This window comes from Bartonella henselae str. Houston-1 (assembly GCF_000046705.1).
GTDB lineage: Bacteria > Pseudomonadota > Alphaproteobacteria > Rhizobiales > Rhizobiaceae > Bartonella > Bartonella henselae.
The window spans coordinates 1,052,226-1,076,627 of sequence record NC_005956.1; the positions used below are offsets into that span (position 1 = coordinate 1,052,226).

Genomic DNA, 24,402 nt, shown 5'->3' on the forward strand with positions numbered 1-24,402 from the left:
AGGTCTCTGAAACCATCCTAGAGCATGTCGTAGAAGTGGATAAAGTAACCGGATGCATCGTCACACAGACTTTTTAAAACAGTACTGTGTTTTTATGGATAAATGGGAATCTGATGTCACAGGAAAAGGTGAAGATAAAGGATGAATAATCCCATTGTCTGTGAACAACTTTCTCTCTCTTTTCTCTCATTCATTGTCTAAAAGAGTCATAAATGACTACCCGAATGATTATAGCATAAAATACTGTCTTTTTTATCAATAAACTTACTTTTAATAATAATAAATATGATTGTTTACAATTTTTTGCATTAAAAGAATTTTCTTATGTCTAAAACCGTGAGAATGCAAATTGGCTTCATATGAATATTTCAATATTCCGTCGTTAGTTACCAATGAATGAATCACTACAAAAGCCACCAAAGTTTATTTTTATCACGTTGATCACAATCTTATGAATGTAATCAAAAAAGCTAAAACACAGTTTCAGAATAACGTGGTATAAAAAAACCTTGTCATATATGGAATAGACAAGGCTCTCTAATTTAACAACATTTTTAAAGTAGCAAAAACCTCTCCACAACGAAATATTTTAGGATAGGAAATGCTATATTATGAAAACGCACAAGGCATGATTAGTGCATTTTTAAGATACTTCAATAAAATTTTTCATTGTAAACTGAATAAATATGAATTTTTTATATCAACTCATACTTTCTTCCAACAACATAGTCAGTTCTTACTTCTTTTTTCCTACTTTTCCCAATAAATCATTTTCAGCTGCTTTATATCCTAAAAACGTTAAAAATGACATCCATCCCCCCACTCCTAACATTATCATCAACCCTGTAAAAGTTATTACTAGTACCTTTTCAACTTTTCCTTCTGAAAAGAGATCTGTTTCCTTTCCAATACTTGCTTCAGGAGACAACATGAAAGGAATATTGACCGCTCGAATAAAATGATCTTTGTATTGTTGTGTTATTGCGTTGTTGTGTTGTTGTGCAAAAAAGACTGCTCTATTATCTTGAGATGCTCCTCTCCAAAGTCCAGCGTTCACATTTACCACTTGAGAAATAATAAAAATAATCGTTATAAGAATAGAAAATACATTTTTCATTTTCATTTTTTCCTTCATCTAAAATAAAAAACTTCCTCCTCCCTGATGAAGAAATATGAGTTCCTCATATCAACTCATACTTTCCTCCAATAAAATAATTAGCTTTTTCTTCATCTATTTTTTTTTCTTTCTCGCATCTTCCTCCTGAGCCCATTTATAGAATGTGCCACCTAAAAACATCAACATTGTTGTAAATATTGACCCTAAAAAAGCTCCGAATACCCCAGTAGCCAAAATTGTTGAGGTTATAATAAATACGTTTTCGACTTTTCCTTCTGAAAAGAGATCTGTTTCCTTTCCAATACTTGCTTCAGGAGACAACATGAAAGGAATATTAACCGCTCGAATAAAATGATCTTTATATTGTTGTGTTATTGCGTTGTTGTGTTGTTGTGCAAAAAAGACTGCTCTATTATCTTGAGATGCTCCTCTCCAAAGTCCAGCATTCACATTTACCACTTGAGAAATAATAAAAATAATCGTTATAAGAATAGAAAATACATTTTTCATTTTCATTTTTTCCTTCATCTAAAATAAAAAACCTCCTCCTCCCTGATGAAGAAATATGAGTTCCTCATATCAACTCATACTTTCCTCCAATAAAATAATTAGCTTAGAAAAACCCTCTTACATTTATTTCTCCTATGAGATATAAAAAACATTTAAAAAATTCTTCACTTGTAAACAGCGTTATTTACTTGAGATCTTATTCTTTTAAGAGCTGCAACCAACAAAATAAACAACAATTTGATATTATAATAAATACTTTTTAGATTTTTATTCTGATAAAAAAGATATGATTTCTTTATAAGAATTTACTTAGAAACAAAAATGAAATAAAAATTACTTCTTGAATAATTTAAAATTCCATTTTTATACAACAGAAATATATCTACTATTTTAATAAGTTTTTCTTCAAAGCATAGTATTAAAATTGGTAGATTGAAAAATAATAAATAAAAACAATATTTTATCCTTTTTTTACACATATAGATCTTTCTATCGTAATTATTAATTTTACTACAAAACAATTATTTAATAAAAAACAATATAAAAAGCTAATTAATTTACAAATAATCAATATAATACATTACGTATTATATGTAAAGTATAAAAAGTATTTTTTTTTAAATAATTTATAATGTAAATTATATAAATAAAACCAAAGTGATATAATTTTTAAAACGTCAATTTAAAACTATATTATTTAATGAGACAAATGATAAAAATATTTTTTATAAAAAATATCAAAATAGTTCATACCAGTTTATAAAATAGAATATTAAAATTAAAACAATTTTATATCAAATATATATTATTTATATCTATAATATGATAAAAATTTAACTTATAAAAGATTTATAATTTTTCTCTATTTTTACTTTACTTAAGATATTTATTTTAAATAAATTTAATAAAAAACATTTATACTATTTTGATGATAATCAATCAAATTTTTATACGGAAATAATTTTTATTCTTAAAATTATTTAATTTAATAAATATGATAATAAAATACTCAAACTATACTCTCTATCATAATTCTATTTTGAAAAAATAATTTCTAAAGTGCACTTAACACTATTTCTAAAATAGTTTTTTATTACCGACTTAACGTAATTTTCTCTTCATTATAGACAATATGATAAAATTTATAGCCATTACGATTGAACGTGGGAGCGTGAAGATTGGAATAAAATGATATAGGCATTAATCTGTTTCCAAGCTGCAAGATAAAAATAGCTACATTGTATTCAGATTCAGTATAAATTTTCGAATTAAACCTTAGATTAACACAAGATATACCGACAGCTTTATCGCGACATCTGATAAAAATATCTTTAAATATTGCTTCTTGTTGATAGAACTGAAATGGAATTAAGTGGCAACATTAACGCAATGATTAAAGGAGATAGTGATATCAGTTTATCGGATTGACCTTCCTTGTATGGAAAATATTTGCAACAAAAAAGAAGTTATTCTTAAAGCTACAAAAGAGATTTATTCCCTTTCAAGAAAAAACAATCAAAAAAGTTTGTGAGAATTAAAAACAGATTATGGAAAGCTTATTATAGCGTGTAGGATGCGGAGAAAACCTTTATCAGCCTTTAAAATAGTAGAAACCCTTACAAAAAGGTGGGAGTATTTTATTTCTGCTATCTTCTTTTGCTTTGATATCGTAAACAATACGAAATTAGCGGATGCACAATTCCCATTACATTCTTTTGCCGTTTGTTCTGATAAGAAAATAAGCAAGCATTTTAAAAACCAAGACGATGTTATTGGGATGGAAATGTCAGATTTTGTATTGCAAGCAATAATGAATGCTAAAGAGCTTAAAAAAAAGCCGATGCAATAACCGTGGTATTTTCAACATATCATTCAATAAAAATCATTTGTGATGCACAAAAAAACCATGGCTTAACAAAACTGAATCCGATCATTTGTAATTAAAACCTTTTGTACAACGAAAGCAATCTTGGTAACAGATAACAGTAAATCTGATTTTATCAAAGTTCATGACAATAGAATTATTCCATACAAGAAACATCTATACATGACAGCAACCACACGCATTTTTATTAAAATTTCCAAAAAGCGCTCTAGTGAAATTAATGCCGTTTTGATTTCTATGGATGAAAAAAAGTTCTACGGTAAACGACTTCATCACTATACATTCATAGAAGCCGTAGATAATGAACTCTTAACGCCTTATAAGACTATTATTATCTTGGATATTGATGATAAGTTTATCACTCCAGCAATACAGAATATTATTGCAAATAAAAACTGCAAACTTGATTTTGATGCCGCTGTAAAAATTATTGGCTGTCATAGAGCCCTTACAAAAACAGATAAAGAAGTTCGTGATGGCATAACTAAAGATGTAGGAGTAAAGAAATTTCTGTCTGCTTATCCCGGTGAGATCATAACAAAAAAATATCTTTCACTATGTTTACAGTCTCTTACATTCAAAGAATATTATGCTTGTTATGCTAATAATTTCTCTCAAGAATTGCCTCATATCCCTTGTGTAAAAAGCGCTAAAAATTTTGGGATATTTGTTTACTATTGGATAAGAACTCTACCATTTGTATGTGAACTATAAAAGTGTAGAGATTTTATCTAACTATATTTCTAAAAAGCCCCCTAAGCTTACCGATATCGCCAATCTTGAAAAATTTTATACGTTACACAAATGCAATTTACTGGAAATAGCAAAGAAAAGATAAGCCCCCTTGTATCTACAACAGCAATATCATCATAACAGATACCCTTCCTGAAACCTATCAATTATATTGTTAAACAGTAAATCCGCTTTTGCATGAATTATGGAGCATCAATATGTGTAAGAGTAATAAAACAAAGTGGAGCTGTTAATGATACTAATTGCTATACTGTTAAGACTTTTAGCAACTTGGCTTATCTATTAGAAACATTTCAACAGCTTATTACAATAAGCTTAGAAACAATGAAAATAGTTAGAAACCTTTCTGAATTAGAAATTAAAGAAAGTTAATGGCCTAATGAGGCACACTCACTACGATGCATGCTAGCCTTACAAAGACCTCTTGATGTTACTCTAAAGCTACAGTCTATCTCCTCCCAGTTAAATCGATTATACATTATTATATATCTTATCAGAGACACGAACTTTTTATCTAAAAAATCTTAAAACATAAAACCCACTATTTTATTGTGTAAGTGTTTCTTTAACTTTCAAAGCTAACTGTTTGAGTGTAAATGGCTTAGATAAAAAACTAAAAACAGCATCTTGTGGAAGATTTTTAGCAAAAGCATCTTTTGCATACCCAGAAACAAAAATAAATTTGATGTCAGGATAATTTTTACGCGATTCCTTAAGCAAAGTAGGTCCATCCATTTCTGGCATCACCACATCAGAAATAACAATATCCACAGCACCCTTATTTTCTTCAAGAACGGCAAGTGCTTCAACCCCAGTTGCAGCTTCTAAAACAGTATATCCTCTCATTTGGAGCGCTCTCACCCCACCCATTCTGACAGCATCTTCATCTTCAACAAGCAAAATAGTTGCAGATCCGGTTAAGTCGGTATTTTTCTCTTGTTCTTCAACTTTTTCAATCTGCTGAGAACCTACATGGACAGTATCAGGAATATAACGAGGAAGAAAAATATGAAACGTTGTTCCTTCCCCTTCTCGGCTATCACAGTAAATGTAACCACCTGTCTGTTTAATAATTCCATAAACCATCGATAAACCAAGCCCGGTTCCTTTTCCAACTTCTTTTGTTGTAAAAAATGGCTCAAACATTTTTTCTTGTACAGCAGCTGATATACCAGTTCCTGTATCTGAAATAGTCAACTGTACATACTCACCAAATCCAAAACCAACATGATGAAACTCAGCACTTTGTTGTTTTGTAATATTGTTAGTTGCAATCGTAACAATACCGCCATTGGGCATAGCATCACGCGCATTAATAACCAAATTCATAATAACACGCTGGAAAGATGCTTGATCAACTTCAACACTCCACAAATCTCTTCCATGAATAATTTTTAACTGAATATTATTGCCTAAAAGAGGTAAAATAAGATTGCGAATATCTGACAAAAGTTCTGTAAAATCAACTTTTTCCGGTTGAAGCGTTTGCTTTCTAGAAAAAGCTAATAACTGCTGTACAAGTGCAGCCGCACGGTTAGCATTATTTTTAATATTAATAAGATCGGCATATGCAGGATCAAAACTACGATGCGTATTTAACAGAAGATCACACGACATCAAAATTGCTGTTAAAACATTATTAAAATCATGCGCAATACCTCCAGCCAGCTGCCCAACAGCTTGCATTTTCTGATTTTGCATCATTTTATCTTCAAGCGTTTTTTGTTCTGTTGTTTCTATAACAGAGATAATGATCAAATCTCGTAATGCATCATCATGATATGGCGTTATAGACATAACATGAAGACGCAAATGGCGTTCTTCACTATTTTCTAAAACTGTTTCTATCGAAACAGAATAGTTTTTATTTGTCGTAATTTTCAAAAATGCACGCTCTAGCTGCACACGATCACGGCGAGATATGACATCATAAAGATTAATATTGCCCGTACATCCCATGAGTGATAAAAAGGCATTATTCATATAAAGCAATTGTCCTTCCTGCTTTACCACCGCTATTGCAAATGGACTCGCATCAAAATACTCTACTAAGACACTGGGTAATTTTAATTGATTATCGTTTTCTTCTTTTTGTATTTTCTGTGGGATTACCACAATACGATAAATGACTTTGTCCTCTAAGAGAGAAGAAGCACACATAAAACAATTCAAGATTTTCAAACCGATCTCTGAATTTAAAGATAAGGAAAACCTATAAGGCAAAGAGTACCCTGAACTTTGATATTTGTTATTTTGCAAACAAATATCACTCCATGAGCTATTAGCTCCAACGCTATCAAATAATTGATCAAAACTATATTTCCCAACAGTAAAATTCGCCAAATCAATTGAAAACCATTCGGCAAAAATCGCATTTGCATAAAGAATCGTTCCCTGTGTATTAACGGATAAAAAACCAACAGGCGCTTGATCTAAGTGATTGATAGCTTCTTGAAGGTTTGAGAAAAAAACTTCACGACACTCTTGCAAATGAGAAATATCGGCAATACGCCAAAATAAAAACTTTTTTCTTCGCCTTGCCATTGGTTGAACAGAAATATTATACCAAACGGAGTTTTTTTGCGGTGAATGGACAAAAATCGACTGTTCTACCCTTAATTCTTCTTGCGCGGCAAGATCACTATATGCTGCAACTTTTAAGCGATACGCCAACGCACCAGCTCCCGGAAGATCAGCAATGACAGCATAACAAGAAGAATTAGGCTTATAGGTAAAGATTTTTTGATAATTTTGATTAGAATAATAAACAAAACCGGATAAATCAGAAATAATAATTGCATCATCGGTATTATTAAAGATGGTGAAATCAAAGTCTTCATATAACTGCGCTGCATTATATCTTAAAATCCCCATTCCAACCAAAACAAGTGCAGCACCCCCTATAATTGCTAAAGCCAAAAAAAATATCAACGTAGCTTTTTGTAAAAAGCCCTGCGGATAAAAAAAACCTAGAAGACCTAAAATGAAGAGAAAAGCTATTACAAAAACAACACGAAGAATCATACCTCCTCGATATACAAAAGAAGATGATAAGCTCTCATTATTCTCAAAACCTGTATCCATCTCACTTTGCCTTGATTATAGACGTTTCTTATGCCACAAATTGCTTCTATAATCATCTTTATGAAGTATATACCAGAATAATATCCACCGAAGAAAAATCACTCAACGTTAAAAAGATCTTGTTTTACATTATAAATAAATACTTTTAAGTGTATCTTTACAAATTTATCTCAATAAAAAATAATATTTCCATTACAAAATGGGAGAGAATTTATGTATGTATGGTTATCAAGCCAAATAGGCACATCCGCAGCGAACATAATCACAAGCCTTGTATTTTTTACTATAACAATCACTGCTATTGCAGCAATTATTTTGTTCTTACGCCGTTTAAATACAAGAAGATTCAGTATAAACAGAAAAAAGCATCTATCGAGATTAACCCTATGCGATACCATTGCTGTTGATCGCACACGTCGTCTTATTTTGGTACGTTGTGATGACAGAGAGCATTTGCTTCTTATTGGTGGGTTAACAGATGTTGTTATAGAATCCAATATTATCAATACATCCATCATACAAAAGAGAAAGATTCAACAAGCATTAACAACAACAGAAACCAATCAAAGCTTTAACATTACAGAAAAAAAACCTTTTTCCGTCAGTGAAAAAGAGCATATACAAGACGCTCTCTCCACTCACTTTATGAAGCAACAAGTAGAAGATTCAGCAATTACCGCCGAAATTGAAGGACGACTAGAGCCCTCTTTATTTGTCCCTGCTCCCCCAAAATAAGATACCCAATTCTAGCGCCGCGCATTTCATGTCTCCATCATCAAAATCGCTTTTAATCGTCGCGATAAACTCTTTCGCGTCGTTCGTGGCGTTCTTGCGCCTCCAATGATAAAACTGCAATTGGTCGAGCTTCAAGACGCTTTATACTAATAGGTTCGCCAGTTTCTTCACAAAAACCGTAAGTCCCGTTATCGATACGCTCCAAAGCAGCATCTATTTTTGAAATGAGTTTTCTCTGACGATCACGAGCACGTAACTCAATTGTACGATCAGTTTCGCAAGATGCTCTATCGGTTAAATCAGGTTGACCAGCATTTTCTTCCTGCAAATTCTCCAAAGTTTCACGTGCCTCCCTTAATATATCATTCCTCCAAGAAACTAGTTTAGCACGGAAATACGCTTTTTGCCGTTCATTCATAAAAGGTTCATCTTCACTAGGACGATATTGATCATCAATCTCTTCGCTCATGCCATAAAAACCTCCATATATGGTATGTGCGGTCTATATATTGTTCAACACCGATCAACACAAGTGTAAAATGCTATTTTTATAACAACCTAAAAATGTGTTTAAAGCCACTTTTTAAGTTTTTAGCCACTTTTTTGCATAAAATATACTCTCTTGAGAGAATAACCATTTAAGGATTCTCCGTATATCCCATTTCTACACATACTCCAAAACCTATAAAATAGGAAAATGCAAACATTGGAAATTAAGCGAATAATTTTAGCTAATAATCTAAACTTAATAACAACAAATCATCCCAATATTTAACTTTATAAAGGCAGAGTATGATACCCACGATTCAAATATATCAAAGCATCTTTCTCTTGATTACGGTTAATTGCAATAACTTCACCAATCAAAATGTAATGGGTTGCATGCTCATGCCAACAAATTAACCGACAATCAAACGACGCTAAAGCATCTGAAAGACTAGGTGCACCAGTCTGTAAAGTTCCCCATTGCGCTCTATCAAAACACTCAGTTTCTGTATAATTGTAACGCCTAGAAAAAATATCCGCTAGTGAACGGTGTTTTCCAGCCAAACTATTCACACAAAAGTTCCCATTTTCTATAAACAAATGATTCTTGAGGTTATGGCGCATGAGGCAAACAAGAAGTGTTGGAGGATCATCAGATAAAGAACAACATGCTGAAATTGTCACCCCACGCTTTCCTTTAATGCCATTTGTTGTCACAATATGCACAGCTCCTGCAAAATGACTCATCGCGTCTCGATATTCTTGTGAAGAGACAGTAACAATATTTTGAATTTTAGGCATTAAATGTGTCATATGACTAGACATCTCTTTCATTTACACAGTTTTAAAATTTCAAATAATACTTCCACAAAAAGATCTACTATAAATACTCTTTCCTTTACGTCATAACACAAATAATATTCTAGTCTACAAAACACCATGCTCAAAAAAGCCAATCAAGGAGATTTTAATGCCTCGTTCTCATCTCATTGCACCTTCACTCTTGGCTTCTAATTTTTCCAAACTTGGGCAAGAAGTATTCGATGTTATTGATGCTGGTGCAGACTGGATCCATCTTGATATTATGGACGGTCATTTTGTTCCCAATATTACTTTTGGTCCCGATGTCGTCAAGGCACTGCGCCCATTAACCAAAGCAATATTTGATGTCCATCTCATGATTGCACCAGCAGATCCTTATTTGGAAGCGTTTGCAAAAGCGGGTGCAGATATCATAACCATTCATGCTGAAGCAGGCCTTCATCTTCATCGTTCACTTCAAAAAATTAAAGAAATAGGAAAAAAAGCAGGAATTGCAATCAATCCAAGTACACCAGAACATGTGCTTGAGTATTTGCTTGATCAATTAGATCTAATCCTCGTCATGACAGTTAATCCTGGTTTTGGCGGACAAAATTTTATTCCAGAAATAAAAGATAAAATCAAACGAATCAAAAGCATGATTGCGAACAGACCTATTGATCTTGAAGTTGATGGTGGTATCACTGTTGATACAATCGGAATAACTGCAAAAGCTGGTGCGAATGTATTTGTCGCAGGCTCTGCAATTTATAAAGATGGAAACAAAGAGCTTTACAAAACACGTATTAACGCATTGCGCCAAGCTGCAACCCTCTCACAATAAGGAAAAAATTATGATAGCACGTTATTCCCGCCCTGAAATGATAACAATTTGGTCACCCGAAACGAAATATCGTATTTGGTTTGAAATCGAAGCACATGCCTGTGATGCCCTAGCTCAACTGGGTATTATTCCCAAAGAAGCAGCAAAGGTAATTTGGGAAAAAGGAAAAGCAGCCAAATTTGATATTAATCGCATTAATGAAATTGAGGCAATCACCAAGCATGATGTTATAGCATTTCTGACCCACTTAGCTGAATTTATTGGACCAGAAGCACGTTTTGTTCACCAAGGCATGACATCATCGGATGTTCTAGATACCACGCTTAATATTCAGTTGATGCGTGCCAGCGATATTCTGCTAAAAGACATAGATCAACTTCTAGAAGCATTAAAAAAACGTGCTTTTGAACATAAAGAGACAATCACCATTGGGCGGAGTCATGGCATTCATGCTGAACCAATAACATTTGGAGTCAAGTTCGCTCTTGCATATGCTGAATTTTCAAGATGTCGCAAACGTCTTCTTGCTGCACAGGAAGAAATTTCTACTTGTGCTATTTCAGGAGCTGTAGGAACTTTTGCAAATATTGATCCACGCGTTGAAGAGCATGTAGCAAAAGCATTGGGATTGCGTGCTGAACCTGTTTCCACCCAAGTGATACCACGCGATCGTCACGCCATGTTCTTTGCAACGCTTGGTGTTATTGCTTCATCTATTGAAAGATTAGCTATAGAAATACGCCATCTACAAAGAACAGAAGTTTTGGAAGCAGAAGAGTATTTTTCACCAGGGCAAAAAGGTTCATCGGCTATGCCTCATAAACGTAATCCTGTTTTAACAGAAAATTTAACGGGATTAGCGCGTATGGTGCGTGCATTTGCAATACCTGCCATGGAAAATGTAGCACTTTGGCATGAACGTGATATTTCTCATTCCTCTGTTGAGCGTTATATTGGCCCTGATGCGACTATTACACTTGACTTTGCTCTCGCTCGACTCACATCTGTCATTGAAAATTTAATTGTCTATCCAGAAAATATGCAAAAAAATCTCAATAAATTTCGAGGACTTGTTCATTCACAACGGGTGCTTTTAGCCCTCACACAAGCTGGAATAAGCCGCGAAGATTCTTATCGGATCGTACAACGAAACGCGATGAAAGTTTGGGAACAAGAAAAAGATTTTTTAGAAGAATTGCTTCACGACAAAGATGTTACAGAAGCTTTAAGTGAAACAGAACTTCGTGAAAAATTTGACCTTTCTTACCACACCAAACATATCAACACGATTTTTAAACGCGTTTTTGGGGAATAAAAAAATTGTATAGTTTGCATACAAGGAACAAGCATATTGTCTTATCCCTATGAGATAAAATCTATTGTGAAGGAAACAATTCATGAAAGCAAATCAACTCGATATTCTTATTGTTCCTGGCTACAAAGGATCTGATCCTGACCATTGGCAAACACGATGGGAAAAAAAATTGTCTACAGCCCGCCGTGTTCAACAAACCCATTGGTCAAAACCTATTTGTGAAGAATGGGTTAATGAGGTTAAAATTGCCATTGCACAATCCCAAAAACCCATTGTCATTATTGCCCATTCATTGGGAGTTCCCACAACTATTCATGCAACGCTAAAAAACGCAGAAAAAGTTCGTGGCGCCTTTTTTGTTGCTCCTCCAGATGTAAGCAATGAAAAAATACGCCCCAAACATTTAATGACATTTGGTCCTTATCATTGCAAAAAATTATCTTTCCCCTCTGTAGTCATAGCCAGCCGCAACGATGAATTTTGCCAGTTCTCAGTCGCAGAAAAACTTGCTGGTGATTGGGGAGCACTTTTTGTTGACGCTGGGCTGTCTGGGCATATTAATGTAGAATCTGGGCATGGACCTTGGCCTGAAGGACTGATGGTTTTCTCCCATTTTCTTGCGAAAATTTAATCCCATAAAGATAATTTTCTTTACTATGTCTCTTTAATCTTATTCCTCTTTAAAGGAAGAGCTCAATAATAAAAAATTTACGAAGTGTTATAGCAATCATTGAGAATTTATGCCAATTAGGATAATATTATTCATCAATGCTATTCAAAACCTCTCAAATAATAGAGAATTATAATGAATCGTCGCCACCGTATTTATGAAGGCAAGGCCAAAATTCTGTATGAAGGACCTGAACCAGGTACATATATTCAATTTTTTAAAGATGACGCAACTGCTTTTAATGCAAAAAAGCATGAAATTATCGATGGAAAAGGAGTTTTAAATAACCGTATCTCAGAACATATCTTTAGCCATCTTGGTCGTTTAGGCATCCCAACACACTTTATCAAGCGTATAAATATGCGCGAACAACTCATTAAAGCTGTTGAAATTATTCCCTTGGAGGTTGTTGTTCGTAACGTTGCTGCTGGTTCTCTTTCTAAGCGTTTGGGATTGGAAGAAGGTACCCCTCTTTCGCAATCCATCATTGAGTTTTATTATAAAAACGATTCTCTTGATGATCCCATGGTAAGCGAAGAACATATCACTGCTTTTGGCTGGGCTGTTCCACAAGAAATAGAAGACATTATGCAGCTTTCAATTCGTATTAATGATTTTCTTTCTGGACTTTTTGCAGGAGTTAATATTCAACTCATTGATTTTAAAATGGAGTTTGGCCGCTTGTGGGAAGATGAAGCGATGCGTATTGTTCTTGCCGATGAAATATCGCCTGATTCTGCCCGATTATGGGATATACAAACACAAGAAAAAATGGATAAAGATCGTTTTCGGCGTGATATGGGAGGGCTTATTAACGCCTATCAAGAAGTGGCAAAGCGTCTTGGTATTATTAATGAAAATGAACCTTCACGACCAAACGGTCCAGTTTTAGTGAAGTAGTAAAAAACAAGGGAGCATTAATGTCACCTTCCTTTATTATTGTAAGTACAACTCTTCAAAGAGCGGCGCTTCTAACAACAGGAAATAAAAAATGAAAGCACGCGTTATAGTTACTCTCAAAAACAGTGTTCTTGATCCGCAAGGGGAAGCAATTATCGGTGCTTTAAAGAGTTTATCTTTCACAGGTATTCACTCTATTCGCCAGGGAAAAGTTTTTGATATTGTGCTCGATGACCAATCTGCTAAAAATGCAAAGCAAACACTTGAACAAATGTGTGAAGAGCTCCTCGCAAATACTGTCATTGAAAATTATACAATAGAACTTCTTTAAGTGGAATTCCTATGAAAACTGCTATCATTCAATTACCGGGATTAAATCGCGATCGGGATATGGTTGCAGCACTCCATCACATAACAGGAGTTGAGCCATTAAAAATTTGGCAAACAGAATCAACAATTCCAGATGTAGATGTCATTGTTATTCCTGGTGGTTTTTCTTATGGCGACTACTTAAGATGTGGTGCTATTGGCGCACGAACACCTGTTTTGCAAGCCGTTCGTGAGAAAGCACAAAAAGGTGTTACGGTAATTGGCATATGTAATGGATTTCAAATTTTGTTGGAAGCTGGTTTGTTACCCGGTACTTTAATGCGTAACACTTCATTAAAATTTGTTTGTCGTGAAATAAAGCTTGAAGTCGTAAATGTTAACACAAAATTTTCTCGCTATTATTCTAAAGGACAAATCATTTGTTGTCCTGTTGCACATCACGATGGAAATTATTTTGTTGATAGTGAAACATTAAAACAAATGGAAGAGAATGAGCAAATTATTTTTCGCTATGCAGAAAATACAAACCCTAACGGTTCGGTGAATGATATTGCCGGTATTATTAATAAAGCTGGTAATATTCTCGGTATGATGCCTCATCCTGAAAATTTTATTGAACCTGCACATGGTGGTACTGATGGCCGTTTATTTTTTCAAAGTGCTTTAGAATTGGCAAAGGGATGATAACAAAGAAGATTTTAGACTACTCCAAATTAAAAATCTGTATCATTTTCTGCGCTATAAACTTACGAATCAAACGTTTGATGAACATAATATTGGAGTGTATTTTTCTAAACACACAAAGATTTATTCAAAAGCCGTTTCTGCTTTTTGGATCTACAAAAAAACAATCAAAATCCCCATTGATGGTTTATCAAACAACACGATTACTGATGATCTAGGCTACTATATTTAAAACAATAAAATGCTAAATTTCGATTAATTTGATGGATAAAGTACTCATGAAGCCTTGCAATAACATTGCCATTACACCAGAATTAATTGCACAACACGGTTTAAAAAATGATGAATATCAACATATCCTGACCTTGATTGGAAGAGAACCAACATTTACAGAGCTAGGAATTTTTTCTGCGATGTGGAACGAACATTGTTCCTATAAATCATCTAAAAAATGGCTAAAAACTCTTCCAACAAAAGGAAACTGTGTTATTCAAGGTCCTGGTGAAAATGCTGGTGTTGTTGATATTGGTGAGGGACAATGCGTAGTTTTCAAAATGGAAAGCCACAACCATCCTTCTTACATTGAACCTTACCAAGGTGCGGCGACAGGTGTTGGTGGTATTTTGCGAGATGTCTTTACAATGGGAGCACGTCCTATTGCAGCAATGAATGCACTACGATTTGGATCTCCTGATCATCCCCGAACACGATATCTTGTTGCTGGTGTCGTTTCTGGAATCGGGGGTTACAGTAATGCTTTTGGCGTTCCAACCGTTGGTGGAGAAATAAATTTTGATGAGCGTTATAATGGCAATATCCTTGTGAACGCTTTTGTCGCTGGTATTGCAAAGAAGGATTCCATTTTTTATTCTAAAGCGCAAGGTGTTGGACTTCCTGTTGTTTATCTTGGTGCCAAAACAGGGCGTGATGGTGTTGGTGGAGCAACGATGGCTTCTGCCGAATTTGATGATTCAATCAGTGAAAAACGTCCAACTGTTCAAGTGGGGGATCCTTTTACGGAAAAATGCCTTCTTGAAGCTTGCTTAGAACTCATGGAGCTAGGAGCTGTAGTTGCTATTCAAGATATGGGCGCAGCAGGTTTAACATCTTCTGCAGTTGAAATGGGAGCAAAAGGAGATTTAGGGATAAAGCTTAATCTTGATAAAGTCCCCGTTCGTGAAGAAAACATGACAGCCTATGAAATGATGCTTTCTGAAAGTCAAGAACGTATGCTCATGGTGCTTAAACCAGAATTAGAAAAACAAGCATCAGCGATTTTTCATAAATGGGGACTTCATTTTTCCATTATTGGACAAACAACTGATGATTTACGTTTCCGTGTGTTACATCAAGGGGAAGAAGTCGTCAATCTTCCCATCAAAGAGCTGGGGAATGAAGCACCTGTTTACGATCGCCCTTGGAGTGAGCCTACCCCACAACCTATTCTTAAAGTAGAAGAAGTTAAAAAAGTTGAAAATCTTGGTGATGTACTCCTAACATTATTGAACTCTGCACATCAAAGTTCACGGCGATGGGTGTATGAACAATACGATACACTTATCCAAGGAAATACTCTTGTTCGTCCAGGAGCTGATGCAGGCGTCATCCGTGTAAGCAGTAATGACAAACGTGCTCTTGCTTTTTCTTCTGATGTAACGCCTCGCTATTGCGAAGCAGACCCTTATGAAGGAGGAAAACAAGCAGTTGCAGAGTGCTGGCGAAATATTAGCACGACAGGTGCAATGCCACTAGCAGCCACAGATAATCTTAACTTTGGTAATCCTGAAAAACCTGAAATTATGGGGCAATTGGTATTGGCTATTAAAGGTATAGGTGAAGCTTGTAGAGTTCTCGACTTTCCTATCGTTTCAGGCAATGTCTCTCTTTATAATGAAACCAATGGAGAGGCAATTCTTCCTACGCCAACAATCGCTGGTGTAGGCCTTCTTGATGACTGGTCCAAAATGGTAACAATCAGTGGTATGCAAAATGGAGACAGTATTGTTTTGATTGGAGATTGCGGCTCTCATTTAGGGCAATCAATCTACGCGCGTAACGTTTTGAATATTAATACAGGTGCACCGCCTCATGTAGATTTACAGCTTGAAAAAAAGCATGGACAATTTGTTCGAGATGTCATTCATCGTGGTTTTGTTCATGCCGCTCATGATATTTCTGACGGGGGATTAGCTATTGCACTTGCAGAAATGGTAATTAAAGCAAAGAAAGGAATTAAAGCCAAATTAAGCAACAGATTACCACATCATGCGGAGCTTTTTGGAGAAGATCAAGGACGTTATCTCTTAAGCATCAAACCTTATGTTCTCAATCACCTTAAAGAACTTGCACAAGTTAACGCAGTTTCTTTAACAGAGATTGGTAGAGTTGAAGGTAATTCTCTCAATATAGAAGGGATATTAACACTTTCAGTAGACAAACTCACACAAGCCTATGAAAGTTGGTTTCCGCAATTTATGGGCGAATAATAAAGAGTTATTCATCTCTCTTGACTTGGTGCTATTCTTGCAAGAAATAAATAGAGGAGAATAATCATGGCAATGAGTGCCAATGAAATCAAAACACTTATCCGTGAAGGAATTCCCGACGCAACGATAATAATTCGCGACCTAGCCGGCGATGGAGAACACTACGCTGCAGAAGTAATTTCTGAAAGTTTTCGTGGTAAAAGCCGTGTTCAACAACATAAAATGGTCTATGATGCTCTTAAAGGCAATATGGGAAATGGCCTTCATGCTCTAATGTTGCAAACGAATATTCCAAAATAATTTAAAATTTCTTCTTGCATTCATTCACTCAATACGATTAGAAAAGAATGGAAACATAAATATACGCTCATAGCTTATAAAAATTCTGCAATATCGAGGAATAAAGATGACTACTATTCGTGATTTTATTGACAGCGAAATTAAAGAAAATGATGTCATTTTATTCATGAAAGGAACACCCGATGCTCCACAATGCGGATTTTCAGGTCAAGTTGCTCACATCCTTAATTATTTAGGGGTACCTTATAAAGGAATTAATATTCTAACTTCTGATGAATTGCGTCAAGGAATTAAAGATTATTCAAATTGGCCTACAATTCCACAACTCTATGTCAAAGGTGAGTTTATTGGTGGTTGTGATATTATTAAAGAAATGTTTCAAAATAATGAATTGCAGGAACTTTTAAAGGAAAAAGATATTCCCTGCAATAAAGCATAGGTATCTTTCATTTTATTCAGACTCTTAGAAAGCTGTATTGAGTCGAAATTTTTATTTCAAGGATACCATAATGTCACATTCAATCGACGAACAAACGCATAGTAATGCGCTTCAAAAAAAGATTGGCTATAAAGAATTTGTTATTCTCATCGGTGCGCTCATGGCCATCAATTCTATAGCCGTTGACATTATGCTGCCAGCTATGCCTAATATTTTGAACAGCTTGCATGTTATCAATGAAAATGATCAACATTATATCATTTCTAGTTATCTTATGAGTTATGGCATCTCGCAGATATTTTTTGGTCCGATAAGTGATCGTTATGGACGTCGTAAGCTTATTCTCATTGGTCTTGCATTTTATTCATTTGCAGCAATTGCTTGTGCCTTTGTATCCAATTTTTCTCTATTGCTTATTTTACGGATCTTGCAAGGTATAGGAGGTGCCGCTATGCGTGTCCTCACAATTTCCGTTGTACGTGATCTTTATAATGGTCGAAAAATGGCAGAAGTTATGTCTATCGTTATGATGATTTTTCTAATTGCACCAATAATTGGACCTTCAACAGGACAGTTTATTTTATTGTTTGGGAACTGGCAAGTTATTTTTATATTCATGGCAATTATTGGTTTTGGACTGATGATTTGGATTCAACTGCGCTTGCCTGAGACTCTTTATACACAACGTTCTCTTTCCTTTTCTTCGATCAAACACAATTTATGGATTGTTATAATTAATCGCACAACACTTTGCTATACACTAGCAGCCTCTATTATTTTAGCTTGTATTTTCACCGCCGTTAATACGGCGCAACAAACATATGAAGGGATTTATAATCTAGGCCTCTGGTTTCCCATTGTATTTGCCATCGGTGCAGCTTTTCAAGCTTTATCATCATTCTTTAATTCTCGATTTGTTGGACGCCTTGGAATGCGACGTATTGCACATACTATGCTTTTGCTCTTTTGTGTTACTTCATGCATTTTATTTGTAGGATCAATCTTAACAGATGGGATTATCCCTTTTCCTTTATACATGCTATTATTCTGTATACTGATGTTTGCCTTCGGCGGTATGATGGCTAATTTTAACACACTCGCTCTAGAATCAGTAGGAGAAATCGCTGGAACAACATCTTCTGTATCTGGCTTTCTTCAGACATCCATCGGCACAGGACTGAGCTTTTTCATTGCACAACAATTTAATGAAACAATCACTCCCAATTCAGTAGGGTTTTTCTTTTTGAGCCTTATCGCTATACTTCTTGTCTTATGTGCAGAACGTGGGCATCTTTTTAGGCAATATAATACTCAATAAACGCAACTATAAAAAAATTGAATATCGTTTACTGTGCTGTAAAAAAAGACATGGGACCTGAATTCTGTGTACTTAATTCTTTCTAAACTAAAGGATAATTGAGGCAGTAACCAGAAACCCCATAAAAGAAAAAGTTTTTTATCAACTCATCAGAAAATAAATCTGAAATATTTAATTTCATTCAAAAAACATTCGACAAGATGGCGTTCTTTATAAAAATGATCATCATTATTCTGCAATATTTTCTTAGTTGAGCGAAAAAGAAAAACAGAGATGGAGTTTTGCTGCCTCATCAGTTTTCTTTGTACCTCTAAACATAACCTTTATCAGCAATAACTTATTAGTTTCATCCTCTTCAATAAGCTAAAGTGCTTGAAGCATATCATTGCTGTTCCAAAAAGTGAGAAGATACCGTCAAACTGAGCCCATAGCATCAATCATAGCATGATTTTTAGAGGGCAAATCTTCAAGCTTGCTTTATTGCCAATGCTTCATCTCATGCTAGACTTTCTCTATAGCCTACCACCTAAATCTATATCTTCAAAAGAGTGAGAGACCTCAGCAAAGGTAAAATCAAGATCTACAGAAACACCATTATTATCCATAGTCCTTATGTTCTTTCACGCAGGATTTATAATGTTGAAATATGCCAAATAACTTGCCTGACAATAAGGGCAAGATCACATTCTTGAACCCCCATTTTAAAATAAAATGAACATTTATTAAAATAACGGAGAAAGTTTTTAATCCTTACGAGAATAACAAAAGCCTATCCATCCATAAACATTCAATCTTTTGCTAATTTGTACTAAATGTCATACTTTCCCATAATAAAATTCCTGTTCTTTACAAATGGAATATTACCAGCACTCCACCTTTTTTCAAATCTTGACTTAAAACACAAAACTTAAGAATTAAATATGGAACACAGTTTAATTGGTAAATTTCCCTGATTTTGGAAAGCCTTTCGGAACCACACGCCCTACCCCAGAACGTACTCCCATCCACTCAATGAGATCACTCGCTTGGCGGTTAAAGCAACGTTCAGCTGTATCTTGCCAACTTAAACCTTCTGATAAATTAAAAGTTTTGACATCAACAACTCCCCCTTGTTTGTAACGTTGTAAACGAACACCTTTACCACGACTCATTTCTGGTATTTGTTCAATGGCAAAAATGAGCATTTTACGGTTTTCACCAACCACTGCAACATGATCACCTTTTACTGGAACACAAAGTTTTACCTTATCAGGAAATTTCACATTCATAACTTGCTTGCCTTTTCGTGTATTAGCAATCACTTCAGTTGCAGGTACAATAAAACCATTTCCATGAGATGAAACTAAGAGAAGTTTTTCCTGTGTATGATGCACAAAAGCTGTCAGGAGATCATGCTCGTCATCCATATCAACTAAAATACGAATGGGTTCCCCATGCCCCCGTCCTCCCGGCAAACTATTTGCAGCAATAGCAAAAAACTTTCCGCCAGTACTTATCACCACAATTTTATCTGTAGTAAACGCTGGAAATGCTAATTTCAAACAATCCCCTTCTTTGAAAGAAAGTGCATTGTAATCACTCAAATGCCCCTTCAAAGCACGCATCCAACCCTTTTCAGAAATAACAATAGTAACTGGTTCTTTTTCAATCATTGCCTGATAAATATCATCAAAATCATGTCTTGGTGCTTCTTCAAATGTTGTACGCCTTTTCCCTAAGAGAGTATGAGGACCAAAAACTTTACGAACTTTTATGATTTCCTCTGAAATTATTTTCCATTGCTTTGTCCGAGAATCTAACAAATTTTGCAGTTTTTCTTTTTCAGCCCTCAAGGTTTCAAATTCTTTACGAATTTCAAATTCCTCAAGTTTACGTAAAGAACGCAAGCGCATATTAAGAATAGCTTCAGCTTGATTTTCTGTTAATTCAAAACGATCGATAAGCTTTTTTTTTGGTTCATCCTCTTCCCGAATAATCTGGATCACCTCATCAAGATTCAAATATGTGATAAGATATCCATGGAGGATTTCCAACCGTCGTTCAATTTCGTCAAGCTGATAACGAGAACGGCGAATAAGCACCTCTTGACGATGTTCAAGCCATTGTTTTAAACTTTCCCGCAAAGAAAGAACATTCGGTACTTTTCCAAAAGACAAAACATTAAGATTGAGAGGAAATCTTATTTCAAAATCAGTCAATTTAAAAAGAGACTCCATAAGAATCTCAGGATCGACGGTACGATTTTTAGGAATAAGTACAATGCGAATATCTTCTGCTGACTCATCACGAATATCTTCAAGCATTGGTAACCGCCGTGCAAGCAATAATTCTGCTGTTTTTTCAATAAGTCGTGACTTTTGAACTTGATAGGGAATTTCAGTCACAACAAGCACATAAGAACCACGGTTACCGGTTTCCTGATGCCAACGCGAACGCAACCGAAAAAAACCACGCCCAACACGATAAGATTCCTCAATACTCTTTTTAGGTTCAACTAAAATGCCACCTGTTGGAAAATCAGGTCCAAGCACAAAGTGATTTAATTCCTCATCACGGGCATTGGGATGCGCAATCAAATGAAGCGCCGCATCACAAAGTTCAGAAACATTATGGGGTGGAATAGATGTTGCCATACCAACAGCAATACCTGATGAACCATTTGCTAAAAGATTAGGAAAAGCTCCAGGTAAAACGATCGGTTCTTCATCTTCCTCATTATAGGTTAAACGAAAATCAATAGCGTTTTCATTAATTCCTTCAAGCAGCAATGCAGCTACTTCAGTCATGCGTGCTTCCGTATAACGCATAGCAGCAGCATTATCACCATCAATATTCCCAAAATTGCCTTGTCCATCAACCAATGGATAACGGACAGCAAAATTCTGAGCCAAGCGCACTAATGCATCATAAATAGATGCATCACCATGTGGATGAAATTTTCCCATGACATCCCCAACAATCCTTGCGCATTTCGCATAAGAATGTCCTGGATTAAGTTTGAGTAAACGCATAGCGTGAACAATACGCCTATGCACAGGTTTCAAACCATCACGCACATCAGGCAACGCACGGTGCGTAATAGTAGAAAGCGCATAAGCCAAATAACGCTCTTGTAAAGCAGAACGTAATTCTATTGACTCAATATGTTCTTTATCAAAAGGTAAATTCATTTTATCAGACATAGTATTAGGACAACAATTCCCAAAATAATGAGCAATTATTTTATAAGATTTTTTTCAGTGCGACCTTTTGTAAATCAACTATTTTTATTAAAAACTGACTATACAAAAGTAAGCGCTGTGATTAAAACATGAACAGAAAATTATAGCAATTTGAAAAATTTATACACACGCTTTACAGTTTATCTGAGATAATAGATAGAAATAATTGAAATTAAAATAGATAATTTAAAAAACAAAATATTGTCTTTAAAAAATTAATATAATAAATTAAAAAGTATTTATTTATAATTGATGTATTTGATAAAAATCATAATATTGAATATATTTAATAATTAATTAAATATACTCAAGATAAAATTAAAAAAACAAATATAAATTATTTAAAATTATAATAATAAATTTATTTATATTTTTACTAAAAAATGCACGTAAATTACAAATATTAATACAATTAATAATACATATAAATTATAAATATATGCATTACTATTATAAAAAATAAGATAAAAGATCTATTTTATATTATTAAAGCTCTTAAAAATAATATAAATGAATTTGTTATCAATATCGTACTGAAAATAAAGTAATTTTAAATTATTAAATTTTACCAAATGCAGGAGACAATAAAAATATTTACGACAATAATAATTACACAAGCAACTTTACTAATCATTCTTAGCAGCGGGAGCTATTCGTATCCCTAAATCACGCAATTGCACAGGAGAAACGTCAGACGGAGCACTCATCAAAAGATCAAGCGCTTGCTGATTCATAGGAAATAAAGCAACCTCACGTAAATTTTTGACGCCTTGCAAAAGCATAATAATACGATCAACACCCGCAGCCATACCGCCATGCGGTGGTGCTCCATAATGGAATGCACGATAGAGACCGCCAAAACGATCTTCTACCACTTCTTTAGAAAGACCAGCAAGATTAAAAACCTTAAGCATCATTTCTGGAGAGTGATTACGGATTCCACCCGAGGCAATCTCATAACCATTGCAAACAAGATCATATTGAAAAGCCTTAAGAGTAAGAGGATCTTGACATTCAAGAGCATCTTTTCCACCTTGAGGCATTGAAAAAGGATTATGTGCAAAATCAAGCTTTTTCTCCTCTTCATTCCATTCAAAAAACGGAAAATCAACAATCCACGCTAAAGAAAAACAGTCTCGATCAACAAGGTCTAATTCTTCCCCTACCCGAGTACGCGCAGCTCCGGCAAAAGGTAAAAATTTCTTTGGATCTCCCGCAACAAAAAAGCAGGCATCACCATTTTCAAGTCCAAGCTGCATACGAAGTGCTTCAGTCCTCTGTTCACCGATATTTTTAGCGATAGGGCCCGCTCCTTCAAACTTTCCCTGTTCTTCACGCCAGAAAATATAACCGAGTCCTGGTTGTCCTTCACTTTGTGCCCATCCATTCATACGATCACAAAAAGCACGACTTCCACCCGTTTTAGCTGGAATAGCCCACACCCGTGCATTCTCATCATTTGCTAAAATTTGAGCAAAAACTTTAAAACCAGAATCATAAAAATGCTGAGAGACATCTTCCATAATGATAGGATTACGTAAATCAGGCTTATCCGAGCCATATTTTCGCATTGCCTCCTCATAGGAAAGACGAGGAAAGCTTTGCGTTACAGGTTTTCCATCTGCAAACTCTTCAAAAAGAGAACGCATAATCGGTTCCATTGTTACCAAAACATCTTCCTGTTCAACAAAACTCATTTCAACATCTAATTGATAAAACTCGCCTGGAAGACGATCAGCCCGCGGATCTTCATCTCTAAAACAGGGAGCAATTTGAAAATAACGATCAAAACCTGACATCATCAACAACTGTTTGTATTGCTGAGGTGCTTGTGGCAATGCATAAAATTTTCCCTGATGAATACGACTTGGAACCAAAAAATCGCGTGCCCCTTCTGGTGATGAGGCTGTCAAAAGCGGTGTCGTAAATTCTGTAAAACCATTTTCTTGCATAGAACGTCTGATAGCAGCAATAATCTCAGTACGACGCATAATATTCCTGTGCATAGTTTCGCGACGTAAATCAAGAAAACGATACTTCAATCGAATATCTTCTGGATAATCAGGTTCGCCAAAAACCGGTAAAGGAAGCTCATCAGATTTTGAAAGAATTTCCACTTCCTTTGCAAAAATCTCAATCTCACCTGTTGGAAGAGATGTATTAATAACTTCATCAGAACGCGCGCGCACTTCCCCATCTACACGAATGACCCATTCAGAACGCACTTTTTCAATAATTTTAAAAGCTGGCGAAGCAGGATCAGCAACAATTTGTGTGATTCCAAAATGATCACGCAAATCTACAAAAAGGATTCCGCCATGATCACGAACACGATGAACCCATCCCGAAAGACGCGCTTTTATTCCTACATCACATTTACGAAGAGCAGCGCAATGATGACTGCGATAACGGTGCATAATTTTTGCCTTTGATTATAATAACTCACATGCGCTACAAACGCTTTTTAACAACCATTTGTCAAGATATGAGGACAAAGACTCAAAAAAAAAGTCAAGAAAAGACA

General features: G+C 35.0%; 20 protein-coding genes. 13 read left to right on the forward strand and 7 right to left on the reverse strand.

Features of this window, described 5'->3' with window-relative positions; translation table 11 throughout:
- Window positions 1-736: 736 nt before the first annotated feature.
- Together AYT27_RS04900 and AYT27_RS04905 are read right to left on the reverse strand one after the other, a co-directional pair.
- Window positions 737-1,117 (reverse strand): hypothetical protein, encoded by a 381-nt coding sequence (locus AYT27_RS04900; RefSeq protein WP_011180833.1) that lies wholly within the window; start codon window positions 1,115-1,117, stop codon window positions 737-739.
- 114 nt (window positions 1,118-1,231) lie between these two features.
- Complete coding sequence (locus AYT27_RS04905) at window positions 1,232-1,627, reverse strand: hypothetical protein (protein ID WP_011180834.1); 396 nt, start codon at window positions 1,625-1,627, stop codon at window positions 1,232-1,234.
- Between the two features lie 1,573 nt (window positions 1,628-3,200).
- Here AYT27_RS04905 and AYT27_RS04910 point away from each other — a divergent pair.
- Window positions 3,201-3,476 carry a hypothetical protein gene (locus tag AYT27_RS04910; RefSeq protein ID WP_034447873.1) on the forward strand — a complete coding sequence of 92 codons (276 nt, stop codon included), beginning with the start codon at window positions 3,201-3,203 and terminating at the stop codon, window positions 3,474-3,476.
- A gap of 120 nt (window positions 3,477-3,596) precedes the next feature.
- Window positions 3,597-4,226 (forward strand): hypothetical protein, encoded by a 630-nt coding sequence (locus AYT27_RS09250; RefSeq protein WP_244393735.1) that lies wholly within the window; start codon window positions 3,597-3,599, stop codon window positions 4,224-4,226.
- Between the two features lie 585 nt (window positions 4,227-4,811).
- On the opposite strand, the gene AYT27_RS04920 is transcribed toward AYT27_RS09250, so the two are convergent.
- Window positions 4,812-7,349: an ATP-binding protein gene (locus tag AYT27_RS04920; protein ID WP_034447877.1), complete on the reverse strand. Its 2,538-nt coding sequence runs from the start codon at window positions 7,347-7,349 to the stop codon at window positions 4,812-4,814.
- Between the two features lie 213 nt (window positions 7,350-7,562).
- Between AYT27_RS04920 and AYT27_RS04925 the strand changes: the two genes are divergently transcribed.
- On the forward strand, window positions 7,563-8,084 hold the full coding sequence (locus AYT27_RS04925; protein ID WP_011180836.1) for a flagellar biosynthetic protein FliO: 522 nt from the start codon (window positions 7,563-7,565) through the stop codon (window positions 8,082-8,084).
- A 52-nt stretch (window positions 8,085-8,136) separates the two neighbouring features.
- Here AYT27_RS04925 and dksA read toward each other — a convergent pair whose 3' ends face one another.
- Together dksA and AYT27_RS04935 are read right to left on the reverse strand one after the other, a co-directional pair.
- The gene (gene dksA, locus AYT27_RS04930; RefSeq protein WP_011180837.1) at window positions 8,137-8,553 is read right to left on the reverse strand and encodes an RNA polymerase-binding protein DksA; all 417 of its coding nucleotides are present in this window, start codon (window positions 8,551-8,553) and stop codon (window positions 8,137-8,139) included.
- A 308-nt stretch (window positions 8,554-8,861) separates the two neighbouring features.
- The gene (locus tag AYT27_RS04935) at window positions 8,862-9,395 is read right to left on the reverse strand and encodes a flavin reductase (protein ID WP_034447878.1); all 534 of its coding nucleotides are present in this window, start codon (window positions 9,393-9,395) and stop codon (window positions 8,862-8,864) included.
- 145 nt (window positions 9,396-9,540) lie between these two features.
- Between AYT27_RS04935 and rpe the strand changes: the two genes are divergently transcribed.
- The 10 genes from rpe to AYT27_RS04985 all read left to right on the forward strand — a co-directional run bounded on the left by rpe (window position 9,541) and on the right by AYT27_RS04985 (window position 18,657).
- Window positions 9,541-10,215: a ribulose-phosphate 3-epimerase gene (rpe, locus tag AYT27_RS04940; protein WP_011180839.1), complete on the forward strand. Its 675-nt coding sequence runs from the start codon at window positions 9,541-9,543 to the stop codon at window positions 10,213-10,215.
- Between the two features lie 10 nt (window positions 10,216-10,225).
- Complete coding sequence (gene purB / locus AYT27_RS04945) at window positions 10,226-11,530, forward strand: adenylosuccinate lyase (protein ID WP_011180840.1); 1,305 nt, start codon at window positions 10,226-10,228, stop codon at window positions 11,528-11,530.
- An 82-nt stretch (window positions 11,531-11,612) separates the two neighbouring features.
- Window positions 11,613-12,161, forward strand: a complete 549-nt coding sequence (locus AYT27_RS04950; RefSeq protein ID WP_011180841.1) for an alpha/beta hydrolase — start codon at window positions 11,613-11,615, stop codon at window positions 12,159-12,161.
- 174 nt (window positions 12,162-12,335) lie between these two features.
- The gene (purC, locus tag AYT27_RS04955; protein WP_011180842.1) at window positions 12,336-13,100 is read left to right on the forward strand and encodes a phosphoribosylaminoimidazolesuccinocarboxamide synthase; all 765 of its coding nucleotides are present in this window, start codon (window positions 12,336-12,338) and stop codon (window positions 13,098-13,100) included.
- A gap of 91 nt (window positions 13,101-13,191) precedes the next feature.
- Window positions 13,192-13,431 (forward strand): phosphoribosylformylglycinamidine synthase subunit PurS, encoded by a 240-nt coding sequence (purS, locus tag AYT27_RS04960; RefSeq protein ID WP_011180843.1) that lies wholly within the window; start codon window positions 13,192-13,194, stop codon window positions 13,429-13,431.
- Window positions 13,432-13,442: 11 nt separating this feature from the next.
- Window positions 13,443-14,114 carry a phosphoribosylformylglycinamidine synthase subunit PurQ gene (gene purQ, locus AYT27_RS04965; protein ID WP_011180844.1) on the forward strand — a complete coding sequence of 224 codons (672 nt, stop codon included), beginning with the start codon at window positions 13,443-13,445 and terminating at the stop codon, window positions 14,112-14,114.
- Window positions 14,115-14,392: 278 nt separating this feature from the next.
- The gene (purL, locus tag AYT27_RS04970; RefSeq protein WP_011180845.1) at window positions 14,393-16,600 is read left to right on the forward strand and encodes a phosphoribosylformylglycinamidine synthase subunit PurL; all 2,208 of its coding nucleotides are present in this window, start codon (window positions 14,393-14,395) and stop codon (window positions 16,598-16,600) included.
- 66 nt (window positions 16,601-16,666) lie between these two features.
- Window positions 16,667-16,900, forward strand: coding sequence for a BolA/IbaG family iron-sulfur metabolism protein (locus AYT27_RS04975; protein WP_011180846.1), 234 nt, complete (start codon window positions 16,667-16,669; stop codon window positions 16,898-16,900).
- A 106-nt stretch (window positions 16,901-17,006) separates the two neighbouring features.
- Window positions 17,007-17,339 (forward strand): Grx4 family monothiol glutaredoxin, encoded by a 333-nt coding sequence (gene grxD / locus AYT27_RS04980; RefSeq protein WP_011180847.1) that lies wholly within the window; start codon window positions 17,007-17,009, stop codon window positions 17,337-17,339.
- A gap of 70 nt (window positions 17,340-17,409) precedes the next feature.
- Window positions 17,410-18,657, forward strand: a complete 1,248-nt coding sequence (locus tag AYT27_RS04985) for a multidrug effflux MFS transporter (protein ID WP_011180848.1) — start codon at window positions 17,410-17,412, stop codon at window positions 18,655-18,657.
- Between the two features lie 932 nt (window positions 18,658-19,589).
- Here AYT27_RS04985 and parC read toward each other — a convergent pair.
- The gene (gene parC, locus AYT27_RS04990) at window positions 19,590-21,839 is read right to left on the reverse strand and encodes a DNA topoisomerase IV subunit A (RefSeq protein ID WP_011180849.1); all 2,250 of its coding nucleotides are present in this window, start codon (window positions 21,837-21,839) and stop codon (window positions 19,590-19,592) included.
- 665 nt (window positions 21,840-22,504) lie between these two features.
- Complete coding sequence (aspS, locus tag AYT27_RS04995) at window positions 22,505-24,295, reverse strand: aspartate--tRNA ligase (protein WP_011180850.1); 1,791 nt, start codon at window positions 24,293-24,295, stop codon at window positions 22,505-22,507.
- Window positions 24,296-24,402 lie beyond the last annotated feature (107 nt).